The 23,657-nt window shown below is 63.1% G+C and carries 12 protein-coding genes; 2 read left to right on the top strand and 10 right to left on the bottom strand.

Translation table 11 applies throughout. The features are described 5' to 3' along the window. Positions 1-33: 33 nt before the first annotated feature. Positions 34-2,796, top strand: coding sequence for a DUF7453 family protein (locus tag ACOVRJ_RS22230; protein ID WP_422046000.1), 2,763 nt, complete (start codon positions 34-36; stop codon positions 2,794-2,796). A gap of 61 nt (positions 2,797-2,857) precedes the next feature. Here the strand turns inward: ACOVRJ_RS22230 and ACOVRJ_RS22235 are convergent, their stop codons facing one another. The 8 genes from ACOVRJ_RS22235 to ACOVRJ_RS22270 all read right to left on the bottom strand — a co-directional run bounded on the left by ACOVRJ_RS22235 (position 2,858) and on the right by ACOVRJ_RS22270 (position 17,027). Beyond that, positions 2,858-4,561, bottom strand: a complete 1,704-nt coding sequence (locus tag ACOVRJ_RS22235) for a M14 family zinc carboxypeptidase (RefSeq protein WP_422046001.1) — start codon at positions 4,559-4,561, stop codon at positions 2,858-2,860. A 90-nt stretch (positions 4,562-4,651) separates the two neighbouring features. After that, positions 4,652-5,425 (bottom strand): LytR/AlgR family response regulator transcription factor, encoded by a 774-nt coding sequence (locus tag ACOVRJ_RS22240; RefSeq protein WP_422046002.1) that lies wholly within the window; start codon positions 5,423-5,425, stop codon positions 4,652-4,654. Beyond that, positions 5,422-6,555 carry a sensor histidine kinase gene (locus ACOVRJ_RS22245; protein ID WP_422046003.1) on the bottom strand — a complete coding sequence of 378 codons (1,134 nt, stop codon included), beginning with the start codon at positions 6,553-6,555 and terminating at the stop codon, positions 5,422-5,424. Before ACOVRJ_RS22245 ends, ACOVRJ_RS22240 begins: the two co-directional genes overlap by 4 nt. 77 nt (positions 6,556-6,632) lie before the next feature. Next, positions 6,633-7,391, bottom strand: a complete 759-nt coding sequence (locus ACOVRJ_RS22250) for a class II glutamine amidotransferase (RefSeq protein WP_422046004.1) — start codon at positions 7,389-7,391, stop codon at positions 6,633-6,635. A 6-nt stretch (positions 7,392-7,397) separates the two neighbouring features. Beyond that, on the bottom strand, positions 7,398-8,660 hold the full coding sequence (locus ACOVRJ_RS22255) for an NAD(P)/FAD-dependent oxidoreductase (RefSeq protein WP_422046005.1): 1,263 nt from the start codon (positions 8,658-8,660) through the stop codon (positions 7,398-7,400). A 138-nt stretch (positions 8,661-8,798) separates the two neighbouring features. Beyond that, the gene (locus ACOVRJ_RS22260) at positions 8,799-11,387 is read right to left on the bottom strand and encodes a TonB-dependent receptor (RefSeq protein WP_422046006.1); all 2,589 of its coding nucleotides are present in this window, start codon (positions 11,385-11,387) and stop codon (positions 8,799-8,801) included. Positions 11,388-11,853: 466 nt separating this feature from the next. Beyond that, positions 11,854-14,670: a TonB-dependent receptor gene (locus tag ACOVRJ_RS22265; protein WP_422046007.1), complete on the bottom strand. Its 2,817-nt coding sequence runs from the start codon at positions 14,668-14,670 to the stop codon at positions 11,854-11,856. Positions 14,671-14,849: 179 nt separating this feature from the next. Next, positions 14,850-17,027 (bottom strand): malate synthase G, encoded by a 2,178-nt coding sequence (locus ACOVRJ_RS22270; RefSeq protein ID WP_422046008.1) that lies wholly within the window; start codon positions 17,025-17,027, stop codon positions 14,850-14,852. Between the two features lie 165 nt (positions 17,028-17,192). On the opposite strand from ACOVRJ_RS22270, the gene ACOVRJ_RS22275 reads away from it, so the two are divergent. Further along, positions 17,193-18,116: a LysR family transcriptional regulator gene (locus ACOVRJ_RS22275; RefSeq protein ID WP_422046009.1), complete on the top strand. Its 924-nt coding sequence runs from the start codon at positions 17,193-17,195 to the stop codon at positions 18,114-18,116. A 21-nt stretch (positions 18,117-18,137) separates the two neighbouring features. On the opposite strand, the gene ACOVRJ_RS22280 is transcribed toward ACOVRJ_RS22275, so the two are convergent. After that, positions 18,138-20,435 carry a putative bifunctional diguanylate cyclase/phosphodiesterase gene (locus tag ACOVRJ_RS22280; RefSeq protein ID WP_422046010.1) on the bottom strand — a complete coding sequence of 766 codons (2,298 nt, stop codon included), beginning with the start codon at positions 20,433-20,435 and terminating at the stop codon, positions 18,138-18,140. 12 nt (positions 20,436-20,447) lie between these two features. After that, a complete protein-coding gene (locus tag ACOVRJ_RS22285) occupies positions 20,448-23,567 on the bottom strand; it encodes a chemotaxis protein CheB (protein WP_422046011.1) in 3,120 nt (1,039 codons plus the stop codon). Positions 23,568-23,657 lie beyond the last annotated feature (90 nt).

Below are 23,657 nucleotides of genomic sequence, written 5' to 3' on the forward strand. Positions count from 1 at the left end.
CCGCCCACGCTTTCAATGCAACAGGAATAGCCCATGAGCACCCCCTTCAACACCTCGCGCACTGCCCCGGAGCGCCTGCGCCTGAACACCCTCGCCCTGGCCTGCCTGCTGCTGTCCGGCCCCGCCGCGCTGGCCGCACCCGGCGGCCGCACCACCATCGTCGTCAGCACGGGCGACAGCCTCAGCGGCTTGGAGGCAGGCACCACAATCAGCCAGGTGCAGGGGCCTCTCTCCTTGGGCGAGGCCGGGGATCTCGGCTTCATGAGCTTACTGGCCGGCAAGTCGGTCACCAAGGGCAACGATGCCGCCTACTGGCAGGGCACGACGCTGGCCGCGCGGGAAGGCGCGGCCGTCAATGGGCTGGCCAAGGGCCAGACGCTGTTCGGCTTCAACCCATTGGGTGACGGTAGCTTCATGGGCTTCATCACCGGGCCGGGCACCGTCTCGGGCAACGAGGTGGGTCTGTGGTCCGGCGGACAGTTGCTGGCACGGACCGGCACCCTGATCAGCAAAGACCTGGCCGGCCGCGCCGTAAACGGCCAGTTGACACGCATCGACAACACCTGGCGCAGCCGCAGCGGTGCGCTGCTGTACAGCGCACCGCTGCAAAGCAGCAGCACCCCGTCCGACCCGGCCCGCCACAGCCTGTGGCGCGACGGCAGCCTGCTCCGGCTCAGCGGCGACGCAGCCCCGGGGCTGGCGGGTAGCTTCACCGAGTTCCTCCAAGCCGACAGCAATGCCACTGGAGCGCTGGCCTTCGTCGCCAACCACAACGACACCAGCCAGCGCTTCACCGGCGCCACGTCGGGCCTAGTGGTGCAGCAGGGCGTATGGCGCGGCCAGACGCTGCTGGCACGCTCGGGCGGCAGCGCGGCCGGCACGGGGCAGAGGTTCATCAATTTCAGCCAGGTGATGCTGGCCGACAACGGCCAAGTGGCCTACAGCGCGCGGGTGACGCCACAAGACTTCAACCAAAGCGAGCTGTCGATCTGGCGGGACAACGCCCTGGTGGCGCTGTCGGGGAGCTTCATCAGCGTGGCGGGACAGAACTTCAGGCTGGGCGACCCCGGCCTGCACGGCATTGCCCGCGACGGCGCGGTTGTCTATGAAGGCCGACTGATCGGCAACAGCGAAACACTGGACGCCCTGTGGCGCGACCAGGTCGTGCTGGCCCACACCGGCCAAGCCAGCAGCGCAGACGGCCTGCAAAACCTGGCGCTGGGCGGCCTGAGCTTCCGCACACTGGCCAAGGGCGGGCAGGTATTGATGCAGACACAGCTGGTGGGCGCAGGCGTGACCACCAGCAATGACCACGCACTCGTGCTGACCGATGGCATCGAGCAGGTGCTGGTGGCCCGCACCGGCGACGCGGTGGGCAGCAGCGACGTGGTGCTGCGTCTGGGGGCTGCCACCGTTAACGACAAGGGCCAGGTGGCCTACCAGGCTGATCTCACCAAGGGCAAGGAGAACGCCTCCATCTTCACGCCAACGCTGCGCTGGCGCGGCAGCGGCAGCAGTGGCAGCTGGAGCGACACGGCGAACTGGACGCTCGGCCTCAACCCGGCCGACGTACACGACGTAGTGCTGGACGCCAACAGCCGTCTCACCGTGACTGGCCCGACCGGCACGGTGAGCGTGAAGACGCTGCAGCTGGGCGCCGGCGGCGGCACCGGCCTGACCACGCTGACCATGTCCGGCGGGCGCATCAACGCCGACAGCGTGCGTGTCGGCGCGCTGGGCGTGCTCAGCGGCCACGGCAGCTTCGACGGCTTCGTGCACAACCAAGGTGTGCTGCAGGTGGAGCATCTGCAGATCACGGGCGGACTGGAGAACGCGGGCAGCGTGCGGGCGTCCACCGGCTTCGGCAGCCGGCTGGAGGCCAACCTCAACAACAGCAGCACCGGGCGCGTGCGCGTGGGCAGCGGCGAGCTGTTGCAGCTGATCGGTAAGGCGCATCAGAACGCTGGCGTTGTGGAGGTCAACGGCGGCCGGCTGGAAACCACGGGTGACCTGGCCAACGCCCGGGGTGGCATCGTCGATCTGAAGAACGCCACTGCGGTGGCCGACGGCGCCTGGCGCAACGACATCGGCGGCCGGCTGTTGATGAACGACGCTCGGCTGAGCACCAGCAGCGGCCTGGCCAACGCCGGCCAGGTGCTGATCACGTCGGGCAGCAGCGAGTTCTTCGGTGCGGTGACGAACCAAAAGGCCGGCCAGATCCTGCTTTCCGGCCAAGGTACGACCACCTTCTACGACACCGTGGACCTGCAGGCAAACAGCGAGCTGCGCACCTCGGCCGGCGCCACCGCCGTGTTCTTCGGCGCGGTGGCGCAGCGCAGCGGCGCCTTGCTCACGGGCACGGGCCACAAGTACTTCGAAGGTGGCTTCAGCGTCGGCAACTCGCCCGGCCTGGGAGAGGATGCAGGCAACGTCAGCTTCGGTCTGGGCAATGTCTACCTGGCCGAGCTCGGCGGCACCGAGCTGGGAAGCAGTTATGACCATTACCGCGTGGCCGGCACACTGACCCTGGGAGGCACGCTCAAGCTCACCTCCTTCGCCGGCTTCAGCGGCCAGGCCGGGCAGAGCTTCGACCTGTTCGACTGGGGCACGCTGCAAGGCGAGTTCAGCAGCATCGACAGCAGCGGCTTGCTGCTGGCCGAGGGTGCGCAGTTGGATCTGTCGCGGCTGTACATCGATGGTGTGATCGGCGTGACGGCCGTGCCCGAGCCGCAGCAATGGGCCTTGTTGCTGAGCGGGCTGGGGCTATTGGCTTGGCGGCGACGCCCGGCGCGGTGAGCCCTGCAGCAGCTAGCTAACTGGGAGGCTGGCTGTCCGGCCGGCCGGCCAGCGAATGATGTCAGTCGAGCACGACTTCCGTGCGCACCGTGCCCGCCCGCTCCGCGCTGGCCGTCAGCGCCAGCCGTGTGCCCTTGGGCGCACGCACCACCCACTCGCCGATGGCACGGTCGGCAGTCAGTTCACGGGTGGGCAAGAAGGCTTGCTGCGAACTCTTGGGGGCATGACCCTCCAACTGCGGGCCTTCCATGCGTTCTTTGCCGCTGACCAGGCTCACGGTCGGATCCAGCGCAGGCAAGTGGATCTCGAACATCACGCCGCGCACCACCTTGCGCTCCAGCGCCCGCTTGGTCACATAGGCCGGCAAATAGCCGCTGTTGGCCACCGCCATGCGGATGCGCCAGCTGTCGGGGCCGAGGGCGCGCACCTCGGTGCGCAGCAACTCCAGCTTGGGCAGGCTCAGGGCGATCTGGTTCATCCAGGCCGGGAAGCGCGCCGCCTCGCGTTCGCGCAGAGCGGGTGGCGGATTGCGCCAGTAGTTCATCTTGTCCCAACCGCCAATCTCGACGTCACCGAGCTGCGGGTGATGAAAGGGCTTCCAGTCCACATAGGCCTGGCCGCCGCATTGCTCATCGCTCCATTTCAAGAGCTTCAAATCGTCTTCCACCGGGTGCTCGCGGTACCAGTCGATCCATTTGTAGCCTTCGATGCCGGCTTCCTTGTTGGGTGACCAAATTTCCACCACCCAGAACAGCGCGCCCAGATGCTCATAGACCCAGTCTTGCGTGCCGGTGATGACTTCCTTGGGGTGGTATTTGAAGTCGTGCCAAATGCTGATGGCGGGGTAGCCGCTGTGCTTTTCACCCAGGGCCGAGAAGCGCTTGTAGCTCCACAAATCCTCGGGAATCATGTCATCGTCGCTCTGCGAACCCATGGGGCGCAGGATCACGCCGCTGTGGGTGTGATAGCTGATGGCCGCGCCAATATTCGGGTGGGTGGTGATGAAGTCCACCATGGCCCGCACCTCGGGCTCGCTGGTTGGATAAGGCCCGGCGCCCACCTGCTTGTGCTCCTGCCGCCACTCGCTGGGGAAGTTGCGGTTCAAGTCCAGGCCTTCGCGGTCTTTGTTGACGGTGACGGTCAGGCCGTCATGGTTCTTGATGAAGCCTTCCGGGTAGAGGCGGTAGTACTCGCCGCCAAACTCGCCCGGCTCGCGCGCCACCAGCAGGCGCGGCTCGGTGGGGTGTTTTTTGTAGGGACCGTGCGGGTCGGGCACACGCATGCTGAGCATGCGGCCATCGCCGTCCACGTCTTCGGGCGTGAGGCCATCGACCGGCTCTTCGTCAAAGGGGTAGGGCCGGGTCGAAGAACGGATGTGACGCGGCCGGTCGGCCAGCGCCAGCTCGGCACCATCTGGGTTCAGGCGCGGCACCATATAGACCGCCCGGGTGTCCAGCAGCTGCGTCACTTGCGGGTCGCTGCCATAACCGCTGAGCAGATGGTGCAGGTAGTACAAGCAGGTGGTCGAAGCGGTCAGCTCGGCGGCGTGGATATTGCCGTCCAGCCAGAAGGCGGGCTTGTCCACATCGGCGCCGGTGACGGTATTGGTCAAGACCAGCACCCAGATGGCGCGCCCCTCGTGGCTGCGGCCGATGGAGCGCACCGACACCAGATTGGGGCAGGCCTCAGCATAGGCAAACAGCAACTCGGTCAAGGGCTCATAGCGATAGAACTCATCGAATCGAGGGGTCGGGAGTGCAGCCATGAGGTCTCAGATCAAGTGGAATGGATCGGCCCATTCTGCCCAAACACGGCGGCTTGTATAGCCGGGACTCCCCGCCCCTTGACACCAAGACTATTGGCCCTTGAACAGGCCCTGGAACTGCCGCGACACCGGCAATTTCTCGTCCCGGCCTTTCAGGGTGATGTGCATGCTGTTTTCGTCCACCCGCACCGCGCTGGCGATATGGCGGCTGTTGACCAGCACCGAGCGGTGCAGCTGCCAGAACAGTTCGTGATCCAGTTGGGCCAGCATCTCCTTGAGCGGCGTTCGGATCAGCGCCTCGCCGCCTTGGTAGACGACACGGGTGTAGCGGTTGTCACTCTCAAAGTAGATCACCTCTTCGGGGGCGATCAGCTTGATCTCACGCCCCAGGGAGGCTTGGATCGGCCGTGAGACGGGCCTGGCAGCGGGTAGCAACTCTTTCAGCAGCTTTTGCAAATCCGAGGTGGGTGCAGCAGGGGTCGTGGCGTTAGCCAGGCGGGCGCGAATCCGCTGCAGCGCCTGCGCCAGCCGCGCGTCTTCCACCGGTTTGACGCAATAGTCCACCGCGCCCGCTTCAAAGGCCGACAAGGCGTGGTCACCATAGGCCGTCACAAACACCACCTGCGGCGGCGCGGCCAGCTCACTCAGGCGCTTGGCCACCTCCAGGCCGCTGAGGCCCGGCATGCGGATGTCCAGAAAACACAAATCCGGTTCGTGGGCCAGATAGTCATCCCAGGCGTCGACGCCGTTTTCACTGGCAGCCACGATCTGCAACTCAGGCCACAGGCGCTGGAGCGCGGCGCGCAACTGTTCGCGCGGACCTTCTTCATCGTCGGCGATCAGGGCTTTGACTGGGTTCATCATGCTTGAGTTCCCTCGGTTTCGATGTGGAGTTGTGACAGGCAGCCGGGCGTCAAAGCCGTCAGGCTCAAGCGTGCCCGTTCGCCATACAGCTGCTGCAGGCGGGCGCGCGAATTGGCCAGCCCGGTGCCGTCTTCGGCTTGCGGACTCAGGCCGGCACCATCGTCGCCCACCTCGATCAAGACCTGACCCTGCGCCGGACGGCTCGCCCGCACCTCGATGCGGCCGCCTCGCAGCGCCGGCTCAATGCCGTGACCAATGGCGTTCTCCACCAAAGTCAGCAAGAGGCCAGGTGGCAGCGGCAGCGGCAGCGACTCGTCCACGCCCTCGCCGAGCTCGACGCTCCACTGCAGCCGGGCCCCCATGCGCGCCTGCATCACCTCCAGATAGCTGCGCACGATTTGCAGCTCTTCTTGCAGCGTCAAGCTCTCGCGCTCAAACATTGGCAAGGTGGCGCGCAGGTACTGAGTGAAGGAGCGCAAGGTGCTGCCGGCCCGCGGGTCTTGGGTGTCCACCCAATGCTGGACCGAGGCCAGGGTGTTGAACAAAAAATGCGGCTGGATCTGCGCGGTAGCGAGGCGGCGAGCCAGCTTCAGGTTCTGTGCCTGCTCCTCCAACTCGCGCAGCTTGGCCTCGATCTGCTGCACCCGAATGACGACCAAGAAGAACCAGGCCGTCAAAGCCAACACCACGCCAGCCACAAAGGCGAGCATCAGGCCCCTCGTCTCCGTGTGATCCAAGTCGGGGCCCAAACCCAAGGGCTGAAACTTCAGCCACAGCAAGACGCCCAACATCAGCAACACGCAAGCCAGGGTGGACAGATTCAAGCGGGTGCGCGTCGGCTGCCGCCACAGGGACTTTGCCACCCAAAGCCCGGCATAGCTCAGGGACAAGGCGCCCAGCACGACCCAGATGACCAAGTTGCGGGGCAACAGGTTGTAGTTGATCGCCAGCAGCGCCAACACATTGCCATAGACGTAGTGGTCAATCGAGCCCGGCCAAGGCTGGTCGCCAGCGCGCGCCATCTCGTCGGCGCTGAACACCCGGCGCGGGCCAGGCCAGACCCATTGGCTCCAATCGAGCTTGAGCTTCTGTGCATCCTTGTCGGACGGGGGGGAGGAAGAGCATCGCATGGCCGGCAGTCTAGGCCAGGCTCGCAATGTCGATTGGCCGGATGCGGCGAACTGCGGATCGCCGCGCCGAATGGCGCTTAAACCGACATCAACTCACCGCCGACAAACACCTTCAACTCGCCGGGCTGGAAAGCCACCCAGGGCTCGTCGCGAGTCAGCGGCTCGGTGGCAATGATGGCCACGCGGTCTTGCGAGGTGGTGTGCGCCGCGAAGTCCACGCTCATGTCTTCGTCTTGCAAATGCACCCGGCCAAAGGGGTGGGCGCGCAGCAAGTAATGCAAATGGGTGGAGCCATGCGCCCACAAGGCCTGACCGTTGGAGAGCAGCATATTGAAGGTGCCAAAGGCGTTGAGCTGCGGCATCAGCTCGGCCAGCGTGCGGGTCAGCTCGGCAATGCTGGGCACATCGCAATGCGCCTTGGCCAGCTCCTGCATCAGCCAACAAAAGGCGCGCTCGCTGTCGGTCTGGCCGACCGGCTTGAAGGCCGCATGCAGGCGTGGCTCAAAGTCCTTCAAATTGCCGTTGTGGGCAAACACCCAGTAGCGGCCCCACAGCTCGCGCTGGAAGGGATGGGTGTTCTCCAGCGAGACCTGGCCCTGCGTGGCCTTGCGGATATGGGCAATGACGTTATCGCTCTTGATCGGGTAGCGCTGCACCAACTCGGCCAAGGGTGAGACCCGCGCACTGTGGTGGTCGACAAAATGGCGCAGGCCGCGTCCCTCGAAGAAAGCAATGCCAAAGCCGTCTTTGTGTTCATCGGCGCGATTGGCCAGACCGGTGAAGCTGAACATCACATCGGTGGGCACATTGGCATTCATGCCGAGCAGTTGGCACATCGCAACTCAACCTTCAAAAAACAAACGCTTGATGCCCTTCAGGCTGATCAAGTTGCCGGGATTGCTGGTCTCGTTCAAAACCCCGCTCATGCGGCGGCGCAGGCGCTCGCTCTTGTTGCCGCGCCAGATCAAGAGATCGATCAACCAGGGGTGCGCGTTGACCTTGTTGGCGCGCTCGTACAGGTCGAACTTGGGCTTCAGTGCCAGCAGGCTTTGCTCGTAGGCGGCACGCACCTGGGCCTCGTCCCAAGCCTTGCTACGCCCGGCCAGCACCGCGTCGGCCGCCAGCATGCCGGTCTCCATGGCCTTGCCAATGCCTTCGCCGGTGAAGGAATAAGTGCTGCCAGCGGCCTCGCCCGTGGCCAGCAGACCGGGCCGGCTCCACTTGGCGCCACTCAGCGTGCAGCGCAGCGGCGCGCCTTTCAGGTCACCCAGCAACTCGCCCTCGCGCATCAGCTCCGCCGCCGGCGGGTAATGCTCGACAAAGGCGTCGAAGATCTTGCGCAGGTTCAACTCTTTTTTGGCACCCTTGCCGCCGACCGCCTTGTGGCTGTCGGTCACGCCCACGCCGATATTGAAGCAGCCATCCGGCGCGGGGAAGATCCAGCCATAGCCCGGCTGCACCGCTTTGCACCAGACCACTTCCATGGCCTTGATGCGCCCCACCATCGCCGGCGCGCGCACATAGCCCCGCAAAGCCACGCCACTGGGGGTGTGGCGTTCGCACAGGCCGGCAGCCGTCAAGGCCTTGGGCACCGCGCCGGTGGCCAGAATCACCCAGTCGGCGCGCAGCTCCTGCTGCCCATCGCCGACCTTCAGTTGCGCGCCGATGACGCGTTGCTGCGCAGCGTCCAAGAGCGGCGCCTCAAAGCGCACCGGCGCAAAAAACTTGGCTCCCGCTTCCTGGGCAGCGACGCAGAGGATTTCATCCAGTTGCTGGCGCGGCAACACGGCCAAGGTGCCCGGCACATCGATGCGCCCGCCACGCGGCCCGATGCAAGCCACATGCGCGACCGGCTCGGCGCGCGCCATGACGCGATCCAAAAGACCCAAACGCGCCAAGGCGGCGTGCGAATCGGGGATCAGGCCGTCGCCACAAATCTTGTCGCGGCCCTGCGGCTGCTGGTCCACCAAGACCACATCGACGCCTGCCTGCGCCAAGACCCGCGCACAAGCACTGCCGGCCGGCCCTGCGCCAATGATCAAAACTTCGCATGCCTGAGGGAGCGCTGCGGGGGAATGCTGGGGAGTGTGTTCTGACTGAGACATGACAGGCGGATCGATCGAGTTCTTTTTCTTTTCATGCAGGAGATTCATTCTAGGAGGCTTCAGGCCTGCGACCGCTCCAGGCCGACGCCAAAAAAAATGGAGCCCGAAGGCTCCATGCTTGAGTCTATTCAGACGGCATCAATAGCCGAAAGAGTAGCCCAGGTAGTACTGACGGCCGACCGCGCTCATCGAGTTCGGGAAACCAGCATTTTGGTCGTTGTCGGTCTCGCCCGGCATGGCGTCGAAGGCGTTCTTGACACCGAAGGTCAGCTTGCTGTTCTTGAAGCCCAGGCCTTTGTAGCCCAGTTGCAAGTCCACGGTGTTGAAGCCCTTGACCTTCTTGGTCGTGGAAGTCACGTCGGCCGGCTCGTTCGCGTCCTTGAAACCGTCCATATAGCGGTCCGACACCGAAGCCATCCAGGGGCCGAAGTCCCAGTTGACGGTCACGTTGTTGACGTACTTGGGCTTGTCCATCAGACCCACATAGTCCTTCAGCGGCTCGCCAGGGGCGCGGGCTTGACGGAAGTGCAGGTTGTAGCTGAACTGGTTTTCCAGGGCGAAACGGCCCACGGCGGTAGACAGGCGGTAGCTCAGACCAAACTCCAGGCCTTGCGCTTCAATCTTGGCCACGTTCAGGATCGGCAAGTCCGCGCCGACCAGATTGCCCACCTTGGAACCTGCGCCAGGAGCGGCACGGGTGACCCAGTCCTTGCCCAGCTTGCCGCCGATCATCTTGTCCGGGTTGTCCAAGATGTACTGCAGGCTGCGGCCGATCGCGTCGGTCTTGTTGATGGCGTACCAGTCGGCCGACACCACCAGATCGCGGTTGACTTCGAACACCGCGCCCAAGGCGAAGTTCTTCGAATGCTCAGGCTTCAGGTTCGGGTTGTTGTGGCGAACCACGTCGTACTGCGTCTGCACGCACTTGGACTTGTCGATGCCCTTGTCGGCGCAAACCAGATAGTCCTTGGCGAACTCGGCCGACTCTTCGTTGTCCTTCAGCAGGTCTTCGAATGCCGGAGCACGGAAGCCTTCGGAGTAAGAACCACGGATCGCCAGGCTGCGCACCGGGGTCCACTTCATGGCCAGCTTAGGCGTCGTAACGGAACCGGCATCGCTGTAACGGTCATGACGAACCGCCACTTGCGCGTCCAATGTCTTCAGCAGGGGCAGGCCCAACTCAGCATAGACGGCGTTCAGCTTCCGGCTGCCGTTGATGGCGGTGACTGGTGCGCCGGTCGCGCTCAGGCGGCCAGCAGCCGACAGTTCATCGGGCTGATAAGAGATCGACTCTTTGTTGTGCGAGTAACCCACCGCACCTGCCGCCATGCCGCCGTCCAGCTTGAACAGCTCGCGGGTGGCCTTGGCGTTGAAGAACTGCACCTTGCCCTTGGAGATCGTGGTGCCGCTGACGTTGTACTTGGCGATGTCGGCGGCATTCGGAACCGTCCATGGCGAGAAGGTGCCTGCAGCGATGTCCTTCTTGGCGGTGGCGTAGTCAAAGAATCCGGTGGCCTTGTAGTCGGTCTTGCTTTCGCTGCTGCCGATCTCAAAAGTGAAATCGGTATCCATCGCGCGGGTCTCAAAGCCAGCGCCAATGCGGTTGAAGTCGGTCTGGGGAATCCAGCGACGCACGCCGTTTTGGTCATAGCGGATGCGGATCTTGTCCACCACCTCGCCGGCCGGCAGCTTGGTGCCGTTGGCCAAGGTGATGCCGCCCGCAGGCACGGTCACGTTGGAGAAGGTGCCGGGAGGGGCCGAGAAGAAGTTGGTGGTCTTGTTGGTGCTGACCAGGGCTTCCAGATATGCGCTGGACTCGGCGCCAATCTTCTTGGTCAGCACGCCCAAGACACCGGTACGCTCGGTCGCCGGAAGCAGGTTGATGGCCTTGTTGAAGTAATAAGGGCAATAGGTGCCGGCGTTGTCGGTGACCAGGTCTTCCGAGCACTTGTTGACGGGCATGGTGGTGCCGCCGGTGCTGGCGGAAATCACGTTGCCGGTGGGCGAGGCATCGTTGTACATGCCCGGGCCCTTGCGGAAGGTGATCTCGCGATCGCGGCGCAAAATGGGGTCACGCTTCAGGTGATCCAGCGTCACCAAGACGTTGTAGCCGTCCTTGTCGAAGTCACCAAAACCCAGAGCACCCGAGAAACGCTTTTCTTCGCCGTCGCCGCGCGAAGTCTTGCCGTAAATCACATTGCCTTCGATGCCTTGGAAATCGCGACGGGTCACGAAATTGACCACGCCGGCAATCGCGTCGCTGCCGTAGATGGCGCTGGCGCCGTCCTTCAGCACTTCAACGCGCTCAATGGCGGCCAAGGGGATGCTGCTCAGGTCATAGGCGCTGGCATTGGCCGAATTCTTGGCCATGCGGCGGCCATTGATCAGCACCAAGACATCATCGGCCGAGAACTGGCGGAAGCCCAGGGTGGAGCGGCCGGGCGCGCCGGTGGCATTGGCTTCATCGTTGTAGGAGCTGAAGCCAGGCAGCTTCAGGAACACTTCATTGGCCGTGGTGGCACCCGAGCGCTCGATGTCTTGCTTGCTGATGACCTGAACAACGGTGGCCTCTTCCGACTGCACGCGCTTGATGTTCGAGCCGGTGACAGTGACACGCTCGATCTGCTGTGTCTGTCCGGTGGTTTGGGCCATTGCGCTGGCGCCCATGGCGCTCACCGCGAGGAATGCTGCAGCGCCAATGGCGCTGACTTTGTACTGCTTCAACATGTGGGACTACTCCGGAATTTTTGGTGGATGACCAAACAAACAATGGGCCGGAACGATTCACCGTCGGATGGACGGCCTGCGCCTCGCTACCCACTGCCGGAACAAGTCTATGGACTGAACTGGCCCAGTTCCGCGCGGGTCAACACCTGTCGGCGACCCGCTACAGACTTCCTGCAATGCTATTTTTTTGGTGTAGTCAATCGGTTTTTGCGCGAAGTTCGCACATAGGTTTGCGCGGATTGACGTTTGGCATGACTTTTAGGCCTTGATGTCTACAAAAACTCAAAATCTGCTCCGAGTTTTTTGAACCTCGGGCTCCAGCGGGCCTGCATGCCGGCACACTTTCGGTGCGCTGTTCGCACAGACCTTCATCGCAAGCCATGATTTGGCTTCAAAAAAGCAAAAAAAAGGGGCCGAAGCCCCTTTTGTGGTTTGCGGGTCGATCTCTCGACCCTCTGGCAGCAAATTAGAACTTGTAGCCAGCGCTCAGGTAGAACGTGCGACCCAGGGAGTCGGTGTAACGTGGGTCGTAGCCCACGTGGTGCGAACCACCTGTACGCAGCGACAGCGGAGGAGCCTTGTCCCACAGGTTCTTGACGCCGAACTTGATGTTCAGAGCCTTGTTCCAGTCGTACTGAGTCTGCCAGTCGAAGGTGTAGTAAGCCGGCACTTGCAAAGTCACATTGGCAAGAATTGGCCGTTTCGCTGCAGCACTTGCGGCAACATCAATCACGTCGCTGCGCGGCATGTCGGTGTAGCCCGAGCGATAGTTCATCGACAAGGTGTTCTGGAAAGCGCCGGTCTGCATGCTGCTGGTCACGCGGAAGATGTTCCGGAACGACACCGCATTATTGATACCGAACTTGTCCAAGCTTGTTTCGAACTTATCACGCGTTCCCGGACGGGTGTAGCTCGACTCGATCAGGTAAGTACCAGCAATCGAGTTGGTCCAACGTCCGAAATCGGTATTGAATCGAGTCGTAAAGTCCCAATCCACACCCGAGGTCTTCGATTGACCAATGTTGATGGAAGCCAGCTTGTAAGCGTAGTACTTCTTGCCGTCGCCTGGGTCTGTGAACGTGGTGAACAGATCAGCATAGGTCTTTGGATCGCCAAACCCAAGGGCCTCGCTGACGCTGGTCACTTGGTCCTTCATCTCGATGTTCCAGTAGTCCATGCCGGCCGAGAAGGCAGCATTGGGCTCGAAACGCAGACCAAACGAGAACTGAGTCGACTTCTCAGGCTGCAGCAGTGCATTGCCTTCGCTCAAACGCTGGTACTGAGCACGACCAGGCTTGCAGAACTCGGTGCCAGGGAAGGGGCAGGTGTAGGGATTGGAGGTCACGCCCGAGGGGGTCTGTGGCCGTGCAATCGCCAACATCGAAGGTGCCTTGAAGCCTGTTCCGTAAGAACCACGGAACATCAATTGACGCATCGGCTGATACTTGGCCGACAACTTGTAGGTTGTGGCGCTCAGGTCCTCACCCACCGTGGCGCCGGACGCCTTGTTGGTGGTTGCGCTGATCGTGTCGTAACGGAAAGCACCCGACACTTCAAGCGCCTTCGTGATCGGGACGATCAACTCAGAGAAGGCACCCGCTGTCTTGCGCTCCAGATCGAAGGCAGGAATCGCGGCGAAGTTGAACAGGAAGGTCGAGACCTTGCCTGCATCGGTCGGAACCTGCTTGTAGTGGTAGTTGCGAACGTCGACACCAACGCCCAGCATTGCATCACCACCCGCGACCTTGAACACAGGGCCGGAAGCGCGCAGATCAGCACCGGTCAGTTCAGTGGACTCAGAACGCACCGAGCCATTGAAAATGCTGTCACGGATCTTGCCCATGGTCTCAGCAGACTGCCCACCGGCAAGCGCGAAAGGATTCAAGGCACCGGAGCTCAGCAGCGCATTGGTTTCGGTCCGCTTGGAGTAGCCATTGATGTACTGCTCATCCACCTCATTCTTGGAGTAGGTGAAGCCACCCGAGGCACTCCACTCGCCGATATCAACTTCTGCGCCGGCGACAAAGTGGTTGGATTCCGTCAGGGTACGCGAAGTGCGGCCACCGAAGTCCATCATGCGATAGGTGGCGGTCACCGAGCTCACATTGGCCACCGGGATCGTACCCAGATAAGGCTGGATGAAGGTCGCAAATTGCGCTGAATTGGTTGCGATTGGGATGTTGACCGCATTCGGCGCAATGACAGCGGTCAAGTCGTACTTGGAGTACGCATAGTCCGCAAACAAGCGAGCCTTGGGAGTCAACATGAAGTTGACATTGGTAAAGAAGCTGTCACGCTTGGATTCGGGGAAGATTTCCAGCGTCGAGGCGAAGTCGAAGTAGCACTGCGCATCCTTGCCGTTGGCTAGCGTATTGGCCTGGATGTACAGCTCATGCTTGGGAGCGCACTTGCCTGTCTTTTCGTACTCTGGGTTGAAGGCGGTGTACTGGCCGTCATAAGTTCCGCCCTTGGTATCCTTCAAAGCGATGGATGCGTTGGCGGGTACGGCGTGAGGCGCGCCACGGTTGTAGAAGTACTCTTTGCCGCCATTTTCAAAGCGCACAAAAGCCGATTTGGCGAAATCACGATCGGTCGCCAGCAGACGCTTTTGCTCATCATGGCGATAGGACAGCATGATGTTGAAGCGATCGGTATCGAGATTCCCGATACCCCAGACCGCGCTGGCGTTCCAGCTCTGGCCGCCACCCGAAGGCATGTCATAGCGGGCTTCCACATTGCCGCCTTGCAGATTGCGCTTCAAGATGAAGTTGACCACGCCGGCAATCGCGTCGGAACCATACAGCGCGGACGCGCCGTCCGTCACGATTTCAACACGCTCAATGGCGCTCATCGGAATGGAGTTCAAGTTCACCGCACTGCCTGAACCTGTCGGGGCAACCCGACGACCGTTCAACAGTGTCAATGTGTACTCTTCGCCGATGTCGTGGATCGAAGCCGAGGTGAAGCCGCCGGAGTTGGTACCCACCGCAGTTGTCGTCACCGAGAAGCCCTGCATCGCAGGCAGCTTCTGGATCAGTTCGCTCACGGAGGTCGCGCCGGTCTTGGCAATGTCTGCCGAAGTCAGCGTCTGAACAGGAATGGAGCCTTCGGCCGCAATGCGACGAATGCTCGAGCCCGTCACTTCGATACGTTCCAGCTGAGTCGTCTGGGCATGCGTCACCACAGACATGGAACCTAGTGCAGCCAGGACTGCAATGCGCACTGCGCTGACTTTAGGTGTCTTCAACATATAAAAAACCTCGGGGTAGTGGGGTTCGTCCAAACCGCCGCCATCCAACGCTGCCTTTTTCAAACAACTAGGGATGGACTAGCTCCAATTTGTGACAAAACTTTACCTACCAGCTATGACTGTTGACATGGTGGCATCCCCCCGTGACTGGGATGCAACACTCCCCCGAAATCATGGGGATGAACAAGCCAAGTACCGCAGACGACCTGCGCTCAAGCCTCGCAAGCCTTCACTTTGAGTCGCCACGCATGCAACAAAGGCTCGGTGTACCCACTCGGTTGCGCCATGCCCTTGAAGACCAAATCCAGCGCGGCCTGGTAGGCGGAAGAAGCCTCAAAACGCCCAGCCATCGGCTTATAGAGCGCATCGCCGGCGTTCTGCCCGTCCACCACCGCAGCCATGCGCTGAAAGGTCTCGTGAACCTGCGCCGCGGTAGCTACACCATGATGCAGCCAGTTGGCAATATGTTGGCTTGAAATCCTTAGGGTTGCTCGATCTTCCATCAGCCCCACATTGTGGATATCCGGCACCTTGGAACAACCCACGCCCTGATCCACCCAGCGCACCACATAGCCCAAGATGCCTTGCGCGTTGTTATCGAGCTCTTGCTGAATTTCGGCGGCCGTCCACTCGGCCTTGGCGACCACCGGGATCTGCAGAAGTTTGTCCAAAATGGCGTGACGCCCAGCATCTGCGTCGATCTTCTCCAATTCCTGCTGAACCTCAGCCACATTGACCTGGTGGTAATGCAAGGCATGCAGGGTCGCAGCGGTGGGTGACGGCACCCAGGCGGTGTTGGCGCCGGCCTTGGGGTGGCCGATTTTTTGCTCCAGCATGGCGGCCATCAGATCCGGCATGGCCCACATGCCCTTGCCGATCTGGGCACGGCCGCGCAGACCGCAACTCAGGCCGGTCAGCACATTGCTGCGCTCGTAGGCGGCAATCCAGGCGCTGGTTTTCATATCGCCCTTGCGGATCATCGGCCCGGCCAACATGGCGGTGTGCATCTCGTCGCCGGTGCGATCCAGGAAGCCGGTGTTGATAAAGGCCACGCGGGCAGCGGCTGCGGCAATGCAAGCCTTCAAATTGACGCTGGTGCGGCGCTCTTCGTCCATGATGCCCAGCTTGACGGTGTTTTCGGGCAGACCCAGCATCGCTTCGACGCGACCAAAAATCTCCGAGGCAAAGGCCACCTCGGCCGGGCCGTGCATCTTCGGTTTGACGATGTAGACCGAGCCGGTGCGGCTATTGCCCTTGCGTTGCAGGTCATGAATCGCAATGGTCGTGGTGATGACCGCGTCCATGATGCCTTCAGGGATCTCGCGGCCATCGGCGTAAAGAATTGCCGGATTGGTCATCAAATGGCCGACATTGCGCACAAACATCAGCGAACGGCCATGCAAGACCACCTGTCCGCCGGCAGCACCGGTGTAGACACGGTCGGGGTTCAGGCTGCGCGAGAAGGTCTTGCCACCCTTGCTGACCTCTTCGGTCAGCGTGCCCTTCAGAATGCCCAGCCAATTGCCATAGGCGAGCACCTTGTCGTCGGCGTCGACCACGGCGACCGAATCCTCCAGATCCAAAATGGTCGACAGCGCCGCTTCCAGCACCAGATCACTGACGCCAGCGAGGTCACTCTTGCCGATGGCAGTACTTCGGTCGATTTGGAGGTCCAGGTGCAGGCCGTTGTGACGCAGCAGCACCGAGCTGGGCGCGCTGGCCTCGCCTTGATAGCCAATGAACTGGGCCGGGTCGGCCAGGCCGGTCACGCCAGCGCCCTGAGCCACGACCAGGCGACCGGCTTCCACGCGGTAGCCGGTCGCGTCCTTGTGCGAGCCTTGTGCCAGCGGCGCCGCCTGGTCCAGCACCTGACGGGCATAGGCGATCACCTTGGCGCCACGCACCGGGTTGTAGCGGCCGGCCTTCTCGGCGCCGTCGGTCTCGGGGATGGCATCGGTGCCATAGAGCGCGTCATACAGCGAGCCCCAGCGCGCATTGGCGGCATTCAAGGCGTAGCGCGCATTCAGGATCGGCACCACCAGTTGCGGGCCGGCTTGCACGGCCAGTTCGGCATCCACATTGGCGGTGCTGATCTGCACCGCGCCGGGTGGCGGCACCAAGTAGCCGATGCGCTCCAAATGGGCGCGGTAGGCCGGCATGTCGGTGATGGGGCCGGGGTGGGCGCGGTGCCAGGCATCCATCTCGGTCTGCAGACGGTCTCGCTCGGCCAGCAGGGCGATGTTCTTCGGCGCCAAGTCTCGGACGATGGCATCAAAGCCGGCCCAGAAGGCGGCGCTGGCGACCCCGGTGCCCGGCAGGACGCTGTCTTCAATGAAACGGTACAGCGGGGTGGCAATTTGCAGACTGTGGACGGTGGTGCGTGCGGTCATGGCCTGAGTCCTCGACAGAGATGAAATGAAAACAAGATGGCCCTCAATTTATGCCAAATTGAATGACGGATTCATGCGCACGCGCGCATTGAATCCATGACGAAAATGCACAAATAGATCGAGAAACCAATTTTTTAGCGCGGCGAAGTAGCAGAATCAGGCCCCATGGATCGCCTCAAGCAAATCGAATCCTTTGTCAGCGTGGCCAGCAAAGGCAGCCTGACCGCTGCCGCCGCACTGGAAGGCGTGGCCCCGGCGGTGATGGGGCGGCGCATCGATGCGCTCGAGGCCCGCCTCGGCGTCAAGCTGCTGGTGCGCACCACCCGTCGCATCACGCTGACCCACGAAGGCAGCGCCTTTTTGGAGGACTGCCAACGCCTGCTGGTGGATTTCAACAATGCCGAGGCCAGCGTCAGCGCTGGCGGCATCAAGGCCAGCGGTCATCTGCGCATCACCGCACCGGCCGGCTTTGGCCGCCGCCATGTGGCGCCGCTGCTGCCGGAGTTTTTGGCCTTGCACCCGGAGGTCAGCGTGTCGCTGAATCTGAGCGACCGGGTGGTGGACATTGCCGGCGAAGGCTTTGACTGCGCGGTGCGGGTGGGCGACCTGCCCGACTCCAGCCTGGTCAGCATGCGCCTGGCCGACAACCGCCGCCTGTGCGTGGGCGCGCCCAGCTACCTGAAGCGCGCCGGCCTGCCGCAGCACCCCAGCGACTTGGCCCGGCATTCCTGCCTAACGCTGAGCTCCGACGCCAGCCAAACGCGCGGCTGGGCCTTCTTGATCGATGAGCAAGTGGTGTTCTCGCGCCCGACCGGCCGACTCGACTGCAGCGACGGCCAGGTGCTGCACGACTGGTGCCTGGCCGGCCTGGGCCTGGCTTGGCGCAGCACTTGGGAGGTCGAGGGTGACATCCAGGCCGGCCGCCTACAAACCGTGCTGGACGCTTTTGCCGCGCCGCCCAACGGCATCTACGCCCTGGTGCCGCAACGCAAGCATCTGCCGCTGCGGGTGCGGCTGTGGATCGACTTTCTCAAGCACCATTACGCCCGGCCCGATTACTGGATCAGCGCCGCCCGGCCGCCGGCTTGAAGCAGGCGTGCGGCCAGGGCCTCAGCAGGGCGGCGAGCCCACCCAAGCCGATTGCGGCCGCCACTGACGCACCCAAGCGGGCAACAGCGACGCCGGCATCGGCCGCGCAATGCCATAGCCCTGCGCCAGCCTGCAACCCAGGCTGAGCAGCAAGGCGCCATGCTCGGTCGTCTCCACACCCTCGGCGACCACCTCGCAACCAAAGGCCTGCGCCATGCCGATGACGCTCTTGAGAATGGCGATATCGACCGGGTTGTCCAACATATCGCGCACAAAGCTTTGGTCGATCTTCAGCTGCGTGACCGGTAACCGCTTCAGATAGGTCAGCGAGGAGTAGCCGGTGCCAAAGTCATCCAGCGCAAAGTAGACGCCGAAGGCCTTGCACTCATTGACCACTTGCACCACATGAGCCATGTCCTCCAGCGCGGTGGTTTCCAGCACCTCCAGCGCCAGCCCGGCCGGGTTCACCTCCGGGTGCGCGGCCAGCAAAAACCGCAGCCGCTCGACAAAATTGCTCTGCTGCAACTGCCGCGCGCCCACATTGACGCTGACCGACAGCTCCAAGCCCTGGGCCTGCCACAACGCCATCTGCTGTAGCGCCGTATCGATCACCCATTCGCCCACCGACACGGCCAGCGGGTGATCCTCGATCGCCGGCAAGAATTCGGCCGGCGCCAGCAGCCCGCGCTGCGGATGCTGCCAGCGGATCAAGGCCTCGACGCCCACCACCCGACCGGCCCGCATATCGACCTTGGGTTGGTAGTACAGGACAAATTCTTTGTCTTCGAGCGCCTGTCGGATGCGGTGCAGGCTCTCATGATGGCCGCGCACACTGCGGTCCTGCTCGGCGTCGAAGACGTGATAACGGTTCTTGCCCGCCAGCTTGGCTTGATACATGGCCTGGTCGGCCTGACGCAGCAACTGGTCGGCATCAATGTCGACGCCCTGGGGATAAAAGGTGACGCCCAGGCTGCCGGACACCTGCAGAGTCTTGCCCGCCACTTGCAAGGGCTGGGCCGCCGCGGCCAGCAGCCGGGTCAGCATCGGCAGGCTGGCCGCCACATCGGCCAGATCCACCAACACCGCCACAAACTCGTCGCCCCCCAGACGCGCCAGCGTATCGCCCTCGCGCAGCGTCTTTTTCATGTGCTCGGCCAAGGCCACCAACAACTGATCGCCAACCTCATGGCCATGGGCGTCATTGATGCCCTTGAAGCCATCCAAATCCAAAAACGCCACCGCCAGCTGATCGCCGTGGCGCTGCGCCTGCATCATGGCCTGCTGCAGCCGGTCGGCCAGCAGCAAGCGATTCGGCAGATGAGTCAGCGGATCAAAATGCGCCAGATGACGCAGCTTGTTCTCCTGCTCGCGCTGCAGCGTCACATCGGAAAACAGCGACACATAGTTGAGGGTAGCTCCCTCCGCATCGCGCACCGCAATGATGGTCTGCATCGAGGCAAACAACTCCCCGCTCTTGCGCCGGTTCCAGATGTCGACCTGCACATGGCCCAGGCTCCGCAGCTCGGCAAACATGCCGCGGTAAAAAGCCGTGTTCTGCCGCCCGCTGGCAAGCACGCGTGGGTTGCGCCCAATGATCTCGCTCGGTGCATAGCCGGTGATGCGGCTGAAGGCCTCGTTGACCGTCAGGATGGTGCCGTCGGGCGCGGTGATCATCATGCCCTCGCGGGCATGGGTGAAGACCTTGGCCGCCAAGGCATTGGCCTGCTCGGCCCGCTTGCGCGCCTCCACGTCCATGACCGCCAGATGCATCAAGGTCTCGCTGCCCTCGCCCTGCGCGATCGAGGCTTGGATCTGCACCCAACGCATCCCGCCATTGGGGTCGCGCAATCGCAGCTCAAAAGACTGCGGCTCCGCGCTGCGCCGCAGCAGCAGGCGGTGGCGGTAAAAAATGTCTTGGTCGTCCGGGCAGATATGGGTCGAGAAGCGGTGGCGCAGCAGTTGGCTGCGCGGCAGCCCGAGCATCGTACCCAAGGCCAGATTGATACGCTCGATCATGCCCGCCTCGCTCAGGCTGCAATAGCCGACCGGGGCCAGGTCATAGAGATCAAAGTAGCGCGAGCGCGAGGCCTCCAGCGCCAGCTGCGCATCGCGCAACTCCTGGTTCTGCATCTCCAACTCGATCTGGTGCACCTGCAACTCATGCAGCACCGATTGCGGCACCTGCACCAGCGCCGCGCCCAGCGCATCCATGGGTGACCCGAGTTTCAGCGGGTCGAGAACCCGCGCTTCGGCGCGCTCACGCAGGCTCGGCAGCGCAGCGGTCGAAGCGGTCGAAGCGGAAGCATCATCAACACTCATCGGTGTGGCAACTCAGCTTTGGGCGGTCAGTGCCCGTTCGGTGGTCGACACAGCATAGGGCCGACCCGCGCTGTCGCACAAGGGTGAAGACACCACCAGCACTGCCAGCGTCCGGCCGTCCTTGCTGAGGCGCAGGGTCTGCAGCGGCTGCAGCAGATCGGCCGAGGCCAACTCATCCAGCGCCTGCTCGCGCAAGTCGGCCGGCACCCGGTCGCGCACATTCATGGCCAACGCCTCGGCCTCGCTCCAGCCATACAAGCGCGTGGCGGCGGGGTTCCAGGCCAAAGTGCGGCCGCTCAGGTCTTGCACAGTGATCGCGTCGGAGGCATCGCGCACCACCACGGCCAGGCGCAGCAACTCGTTGGCATCGTGCAGCTGCTGGCGCGCCCGCACCATATCGGTGATGTCCACAAAGGAGATGACCGCACCCTCGATCACGTTGTCGAGCGTGCGATAGGGCTGGATGCGCATCGTGCACCACTTGCCCTCGCTGGTCTCGACCTCAATGGACTTGGACACCAGGCTGTCAAGCACCGCCTGCACATCGGGCACCAGGCGGTCATAGCCGACCAGCTTGGACACCAGATGACCGACCGGCCGGCCGGTGTCGCTCTGGATCAGGTTGATGAACTGGGTGGCCGCCGGCGTGAAGCGCAGGATGCGCAGCTGATGATCGACAAACACGGTGCCGATGCCGGTGCCGGCCAGCAGATTGTTCATGTCGTTGTTGGCACGCGAGAGGTCCACCACCTTGGTGCTCAGCTCGGTGTTGACGGTGGCCAACTCCTCGTTGACCGACTGCAACTCCTCCTTGGAGGTTTCCAGCTCCTCATTGGCCGACTGCAACTCCTCGTTGACCGACTGCATTTCCTCGTTGGCCGATTTCAGTTCCTCGTTGGCGCTCTCCAGCTCCTCCTGGGTGCTCTGCAGATATTCGTCCTTGGCGCGCAGCTCGCGTTCCAGTTGCTCGACCCGCAAGCGCAACAGGGCCAAGTCGGCCGCTGCGGCGGCCACGGCGCTGGCCGCCGACCCCTCGCCCAAGCCCTCGGTAGCGGCGATGGCCGACTCCGCCTCACCGGCCAGGCCCGGGGTGAGCGCTGCCGGGGCCAGGTCGGCCGCCCCCAACTCTTCCAAGATGACCAGGAACAGCGGCACCTGCCCCGCTGGCAGCGCGCCCGGCTGCACCGGCCGCACCGTCAGGTCGACCCGGCTGAAATGGCCATTCGTGCGCACCCGCAAACCGGCCACTTGCACCGTGTCCTTCAACACAGCCGCCTTGTGCAAGGCCATGCTCAGCTCATGCTGCAAGCCTTCGCGCGCCATCTTCAGGATGTTGTTGACGCCGGCCTCGCCCGGCGCCAGCTCCAGGAACATGCCGGTGCGCCCGTGCAGATACAGGATGTCGCCCTGCCCATTGACCAGGGCTCCGGCCGGCACCACTTGCAAGAGCAAGGCTTGCTCGGTAATTTCTCGCAATGAGGATGACTTCATGAGACTCGCTGACTGAGGGCCGCCACGCAGCGGCCCGGCACTGAAACTTGCCCCCTGCGCCCCGGGCACTGCCGGACGCTGCGCCGACAACTGCGGCAAGGAGGCCTGGATGCGGCCGCTGCCGGCGCGCGGCTGGCCCGGCACATCGGGCCGGCGCCGGTACAGCTTGGCCTTGCGGTCGACCGCGCCAAACAAGAGGTCAAACTCGCCGACGCCCTCGCTGGAGCCCAAAAACAGGCTACCGCCCGGCTTCAGCGCATAGTGAAACAAAGGGATCACCTGCTTTTGCAACTCGGCGCCGAGGTAGATCAGCAGATTGCGGCAGCTGATCAGGTCAAGCTTGGAAAACGGAGGGTCTTTGATCAGATTGTGCTCGGAGAACACCAGATGATCGCGCAGGCTTTTGCGCACGCGGTAGGCCGTGCCATCGGCCTCGGCGACGAAGAAGCGCGCCAAGCGCTCGGCCGACACATCGGTCGCGATGCTGCTGGGGTAGCGGCCCTCGCGTGCGACGGCGATCGCCCGGCTGTCGATGTCGGAGGCAAACACCTGCAGGCGGTAGCCGCTGGGCAAGCTGTCCATATGCTCGAGCAAGAGCATTGCGATCGAATAAGCCTCTTCACCGGTGCTGCAGCCGGCCACCCAGACGCGGATGGTCGCATCGGCCGGCTTGCCCTCAAACAAGCTCGGGATGCCCTGCTGCGCCAGCACATGAAAGGCCTCCGGATCCCGGAAGAAATTGGTCACGCCGATCAGCAGGTCGCGGAACAGCGCTTCCACCTCGGCCGGCGACTGCTGCAGATAGCGCGCATAGGCATCGACCGCGTCGATCTGATGCACCGCCATGCGCCTGTCGATGCGGCGGCAAATGGTGGTCGGTTTGTAATTGGAAAAGTCATGGCCGGTCTGCGCCCGCAGCTGTGCGTAGATCTTGCGCAGCTGCGAGTCGCTTTTATTGTTCCCTTCGGCCGGCTGCATGGTGGTGGCGCCGCGTCCGGCATAGATCAGCAGCTTGGCGCCCATCTCAGCCGCGTCCAACTCAAAGTCGACCAGGCCGGTGGCAAGGGCGGCGCGCGGCATGCCGTCGAACTCGGCCGACTCGGGTGCCTGCACCAGGATCAGGCCGCCATGCGCCTTGATATCCCGCAGACCCTGGCTGCCGTCGCTGCCGGTGCCCGACAGCAGCACCGCCACCGCCCGCTCGCCCTGATCCTCGGCCAAGGAGCGGAAGAACAGATCGATCGGCAAGCGATGGCCGCGCTTGGCGCTCGGCTCCAGCAACTGCAGCAGGCCGTTCAGACAGGCCATGTCGCGATTCGGCGGCAGCACATAGACATGGTTGGCACGCAGCGGCATGCCGTCTTCGGCCTCCTGCACCGGCAGCGTGGTGTAGCGCTGCACCAGATCGCCGAGGATGCTGTTGTAGTCGGGGGACAGGTGTTGCAGCAGCACAAAGGCCATGCCGGGTTCGACATCGCTCGGCAAGCCGGCAAAAAAAGCTTCAAAAGCCGCCAAGCCGCCGGCCGAGGCCCCGATCGCCACGATAGGGAAGGCGCGCAGCTCCGGCGCGCTTGGGTCTGATGCCGCGGGGGGCGGCGAGTTCACCGGCACTGGGGCCGCGGGCGCGATACCGTCGTTCATGCATTCCTTTATTGGACGGACATCTTGGCCTTGTCACGGCCTCAAGCGTTGTAACCCGAATTTGACGATAAAAACCAAGCTCAAGTACGC

The sequence above is a fragment of the Roseateles sp. genome, from assembly GCF_049240545.1.
Classification (GTDB): domain Bacteria; phylum Pseudomonadota; class Gammaproteobacteria; order Burkholderiales; family Burkholderiaceae_C; genus Paucibacter_A.

Excerpts from the sequence above, each read along its gene's own strand:
- ACOVRJ_RS22230 (WP_422046000.1), top strand. The coding sequence starts at position 34 with ATGAGCACCCCCTTCAACACCTCGCGCACTGCCCCGGAGCGCCTGCGC.
- ACOVRJ_RS22235 (WP_422046001.1), bottom strand. The coding sequence starts at position 4,561 with ATGGCTGCACTCCCGACCCCTCGATTCGATGAGTTCTATCGCTATGAG.
- ACOVRJ_RS22240 (WP_422046002.1), bottom strand. The coding sequence starts at position 5,425 with ATGATGAACCCAGTCAAAGCCCTGATCGCCGACGATGAAGAAGGTCCG.
- ACOVRJ_RS22245 (WP_422046003.1), bottom strand. The coding sequence starts at position 6,555 with ATGCGATGCTCTTCCTCCCCCCCGTCCGACAAGGATGCACAGAAGCTC.
- ACOVRJ_RS22250 (WP_422046004.1), bottom strand. The coding sequence starts at position 7,391 with ATGTGCCAACTGCTCGGCATGAATGCCAATGTGCCCACCGATGTGATG.
- ACOVRJ_RS22255 (WP_422046005.1), bottom strand. The coding sequence starts at position 8,660 with ATGTCTCAGTCAGAACACACTCCCCAGCATTCCCCCGCAGCGCTCCCT.
- ACOVRJ_RS22260 (WP_422046006.1), bottom strand. The coding sequence starts at position 11,387 with ATGTTGAAGCAGTACAAAGTCAGCGCCATTGGCGCTGCAGCATTCCTC.
- ACOVRJ_RS22270 (WP_422046008.1), bottom strand. The coding sequence starts at position 17,027 with ATGACCGCACGCACCACCGTCCACAGTCTGCAAATTGCCACCCCGCTG.
- ACOVRJ_RS22275 (WP_422046009.1), top strand. The coding sequence starts at position 17,193 with ATGGATCGCCTCAAGCAAATCGAATCCTTTGTCAGCGTGGCCAGCAAA.
- ACOVRJ_RS22280 (WP_422046010.1), bottom strand. The coding sequence starts at position 20,435 with ATGAGTGTTGATGATGCTTCCGCTTCGACCGCTTCGACCGCTGCGCTG.
- ACOVRJ_RS22285 (WP_422046011.1), bottom strand. The coding sequence starts at position 23,567 with ATGAACGACGGTATCGCGCCCGCGGCCCCAGTGCCGGTGAACTCGCCG.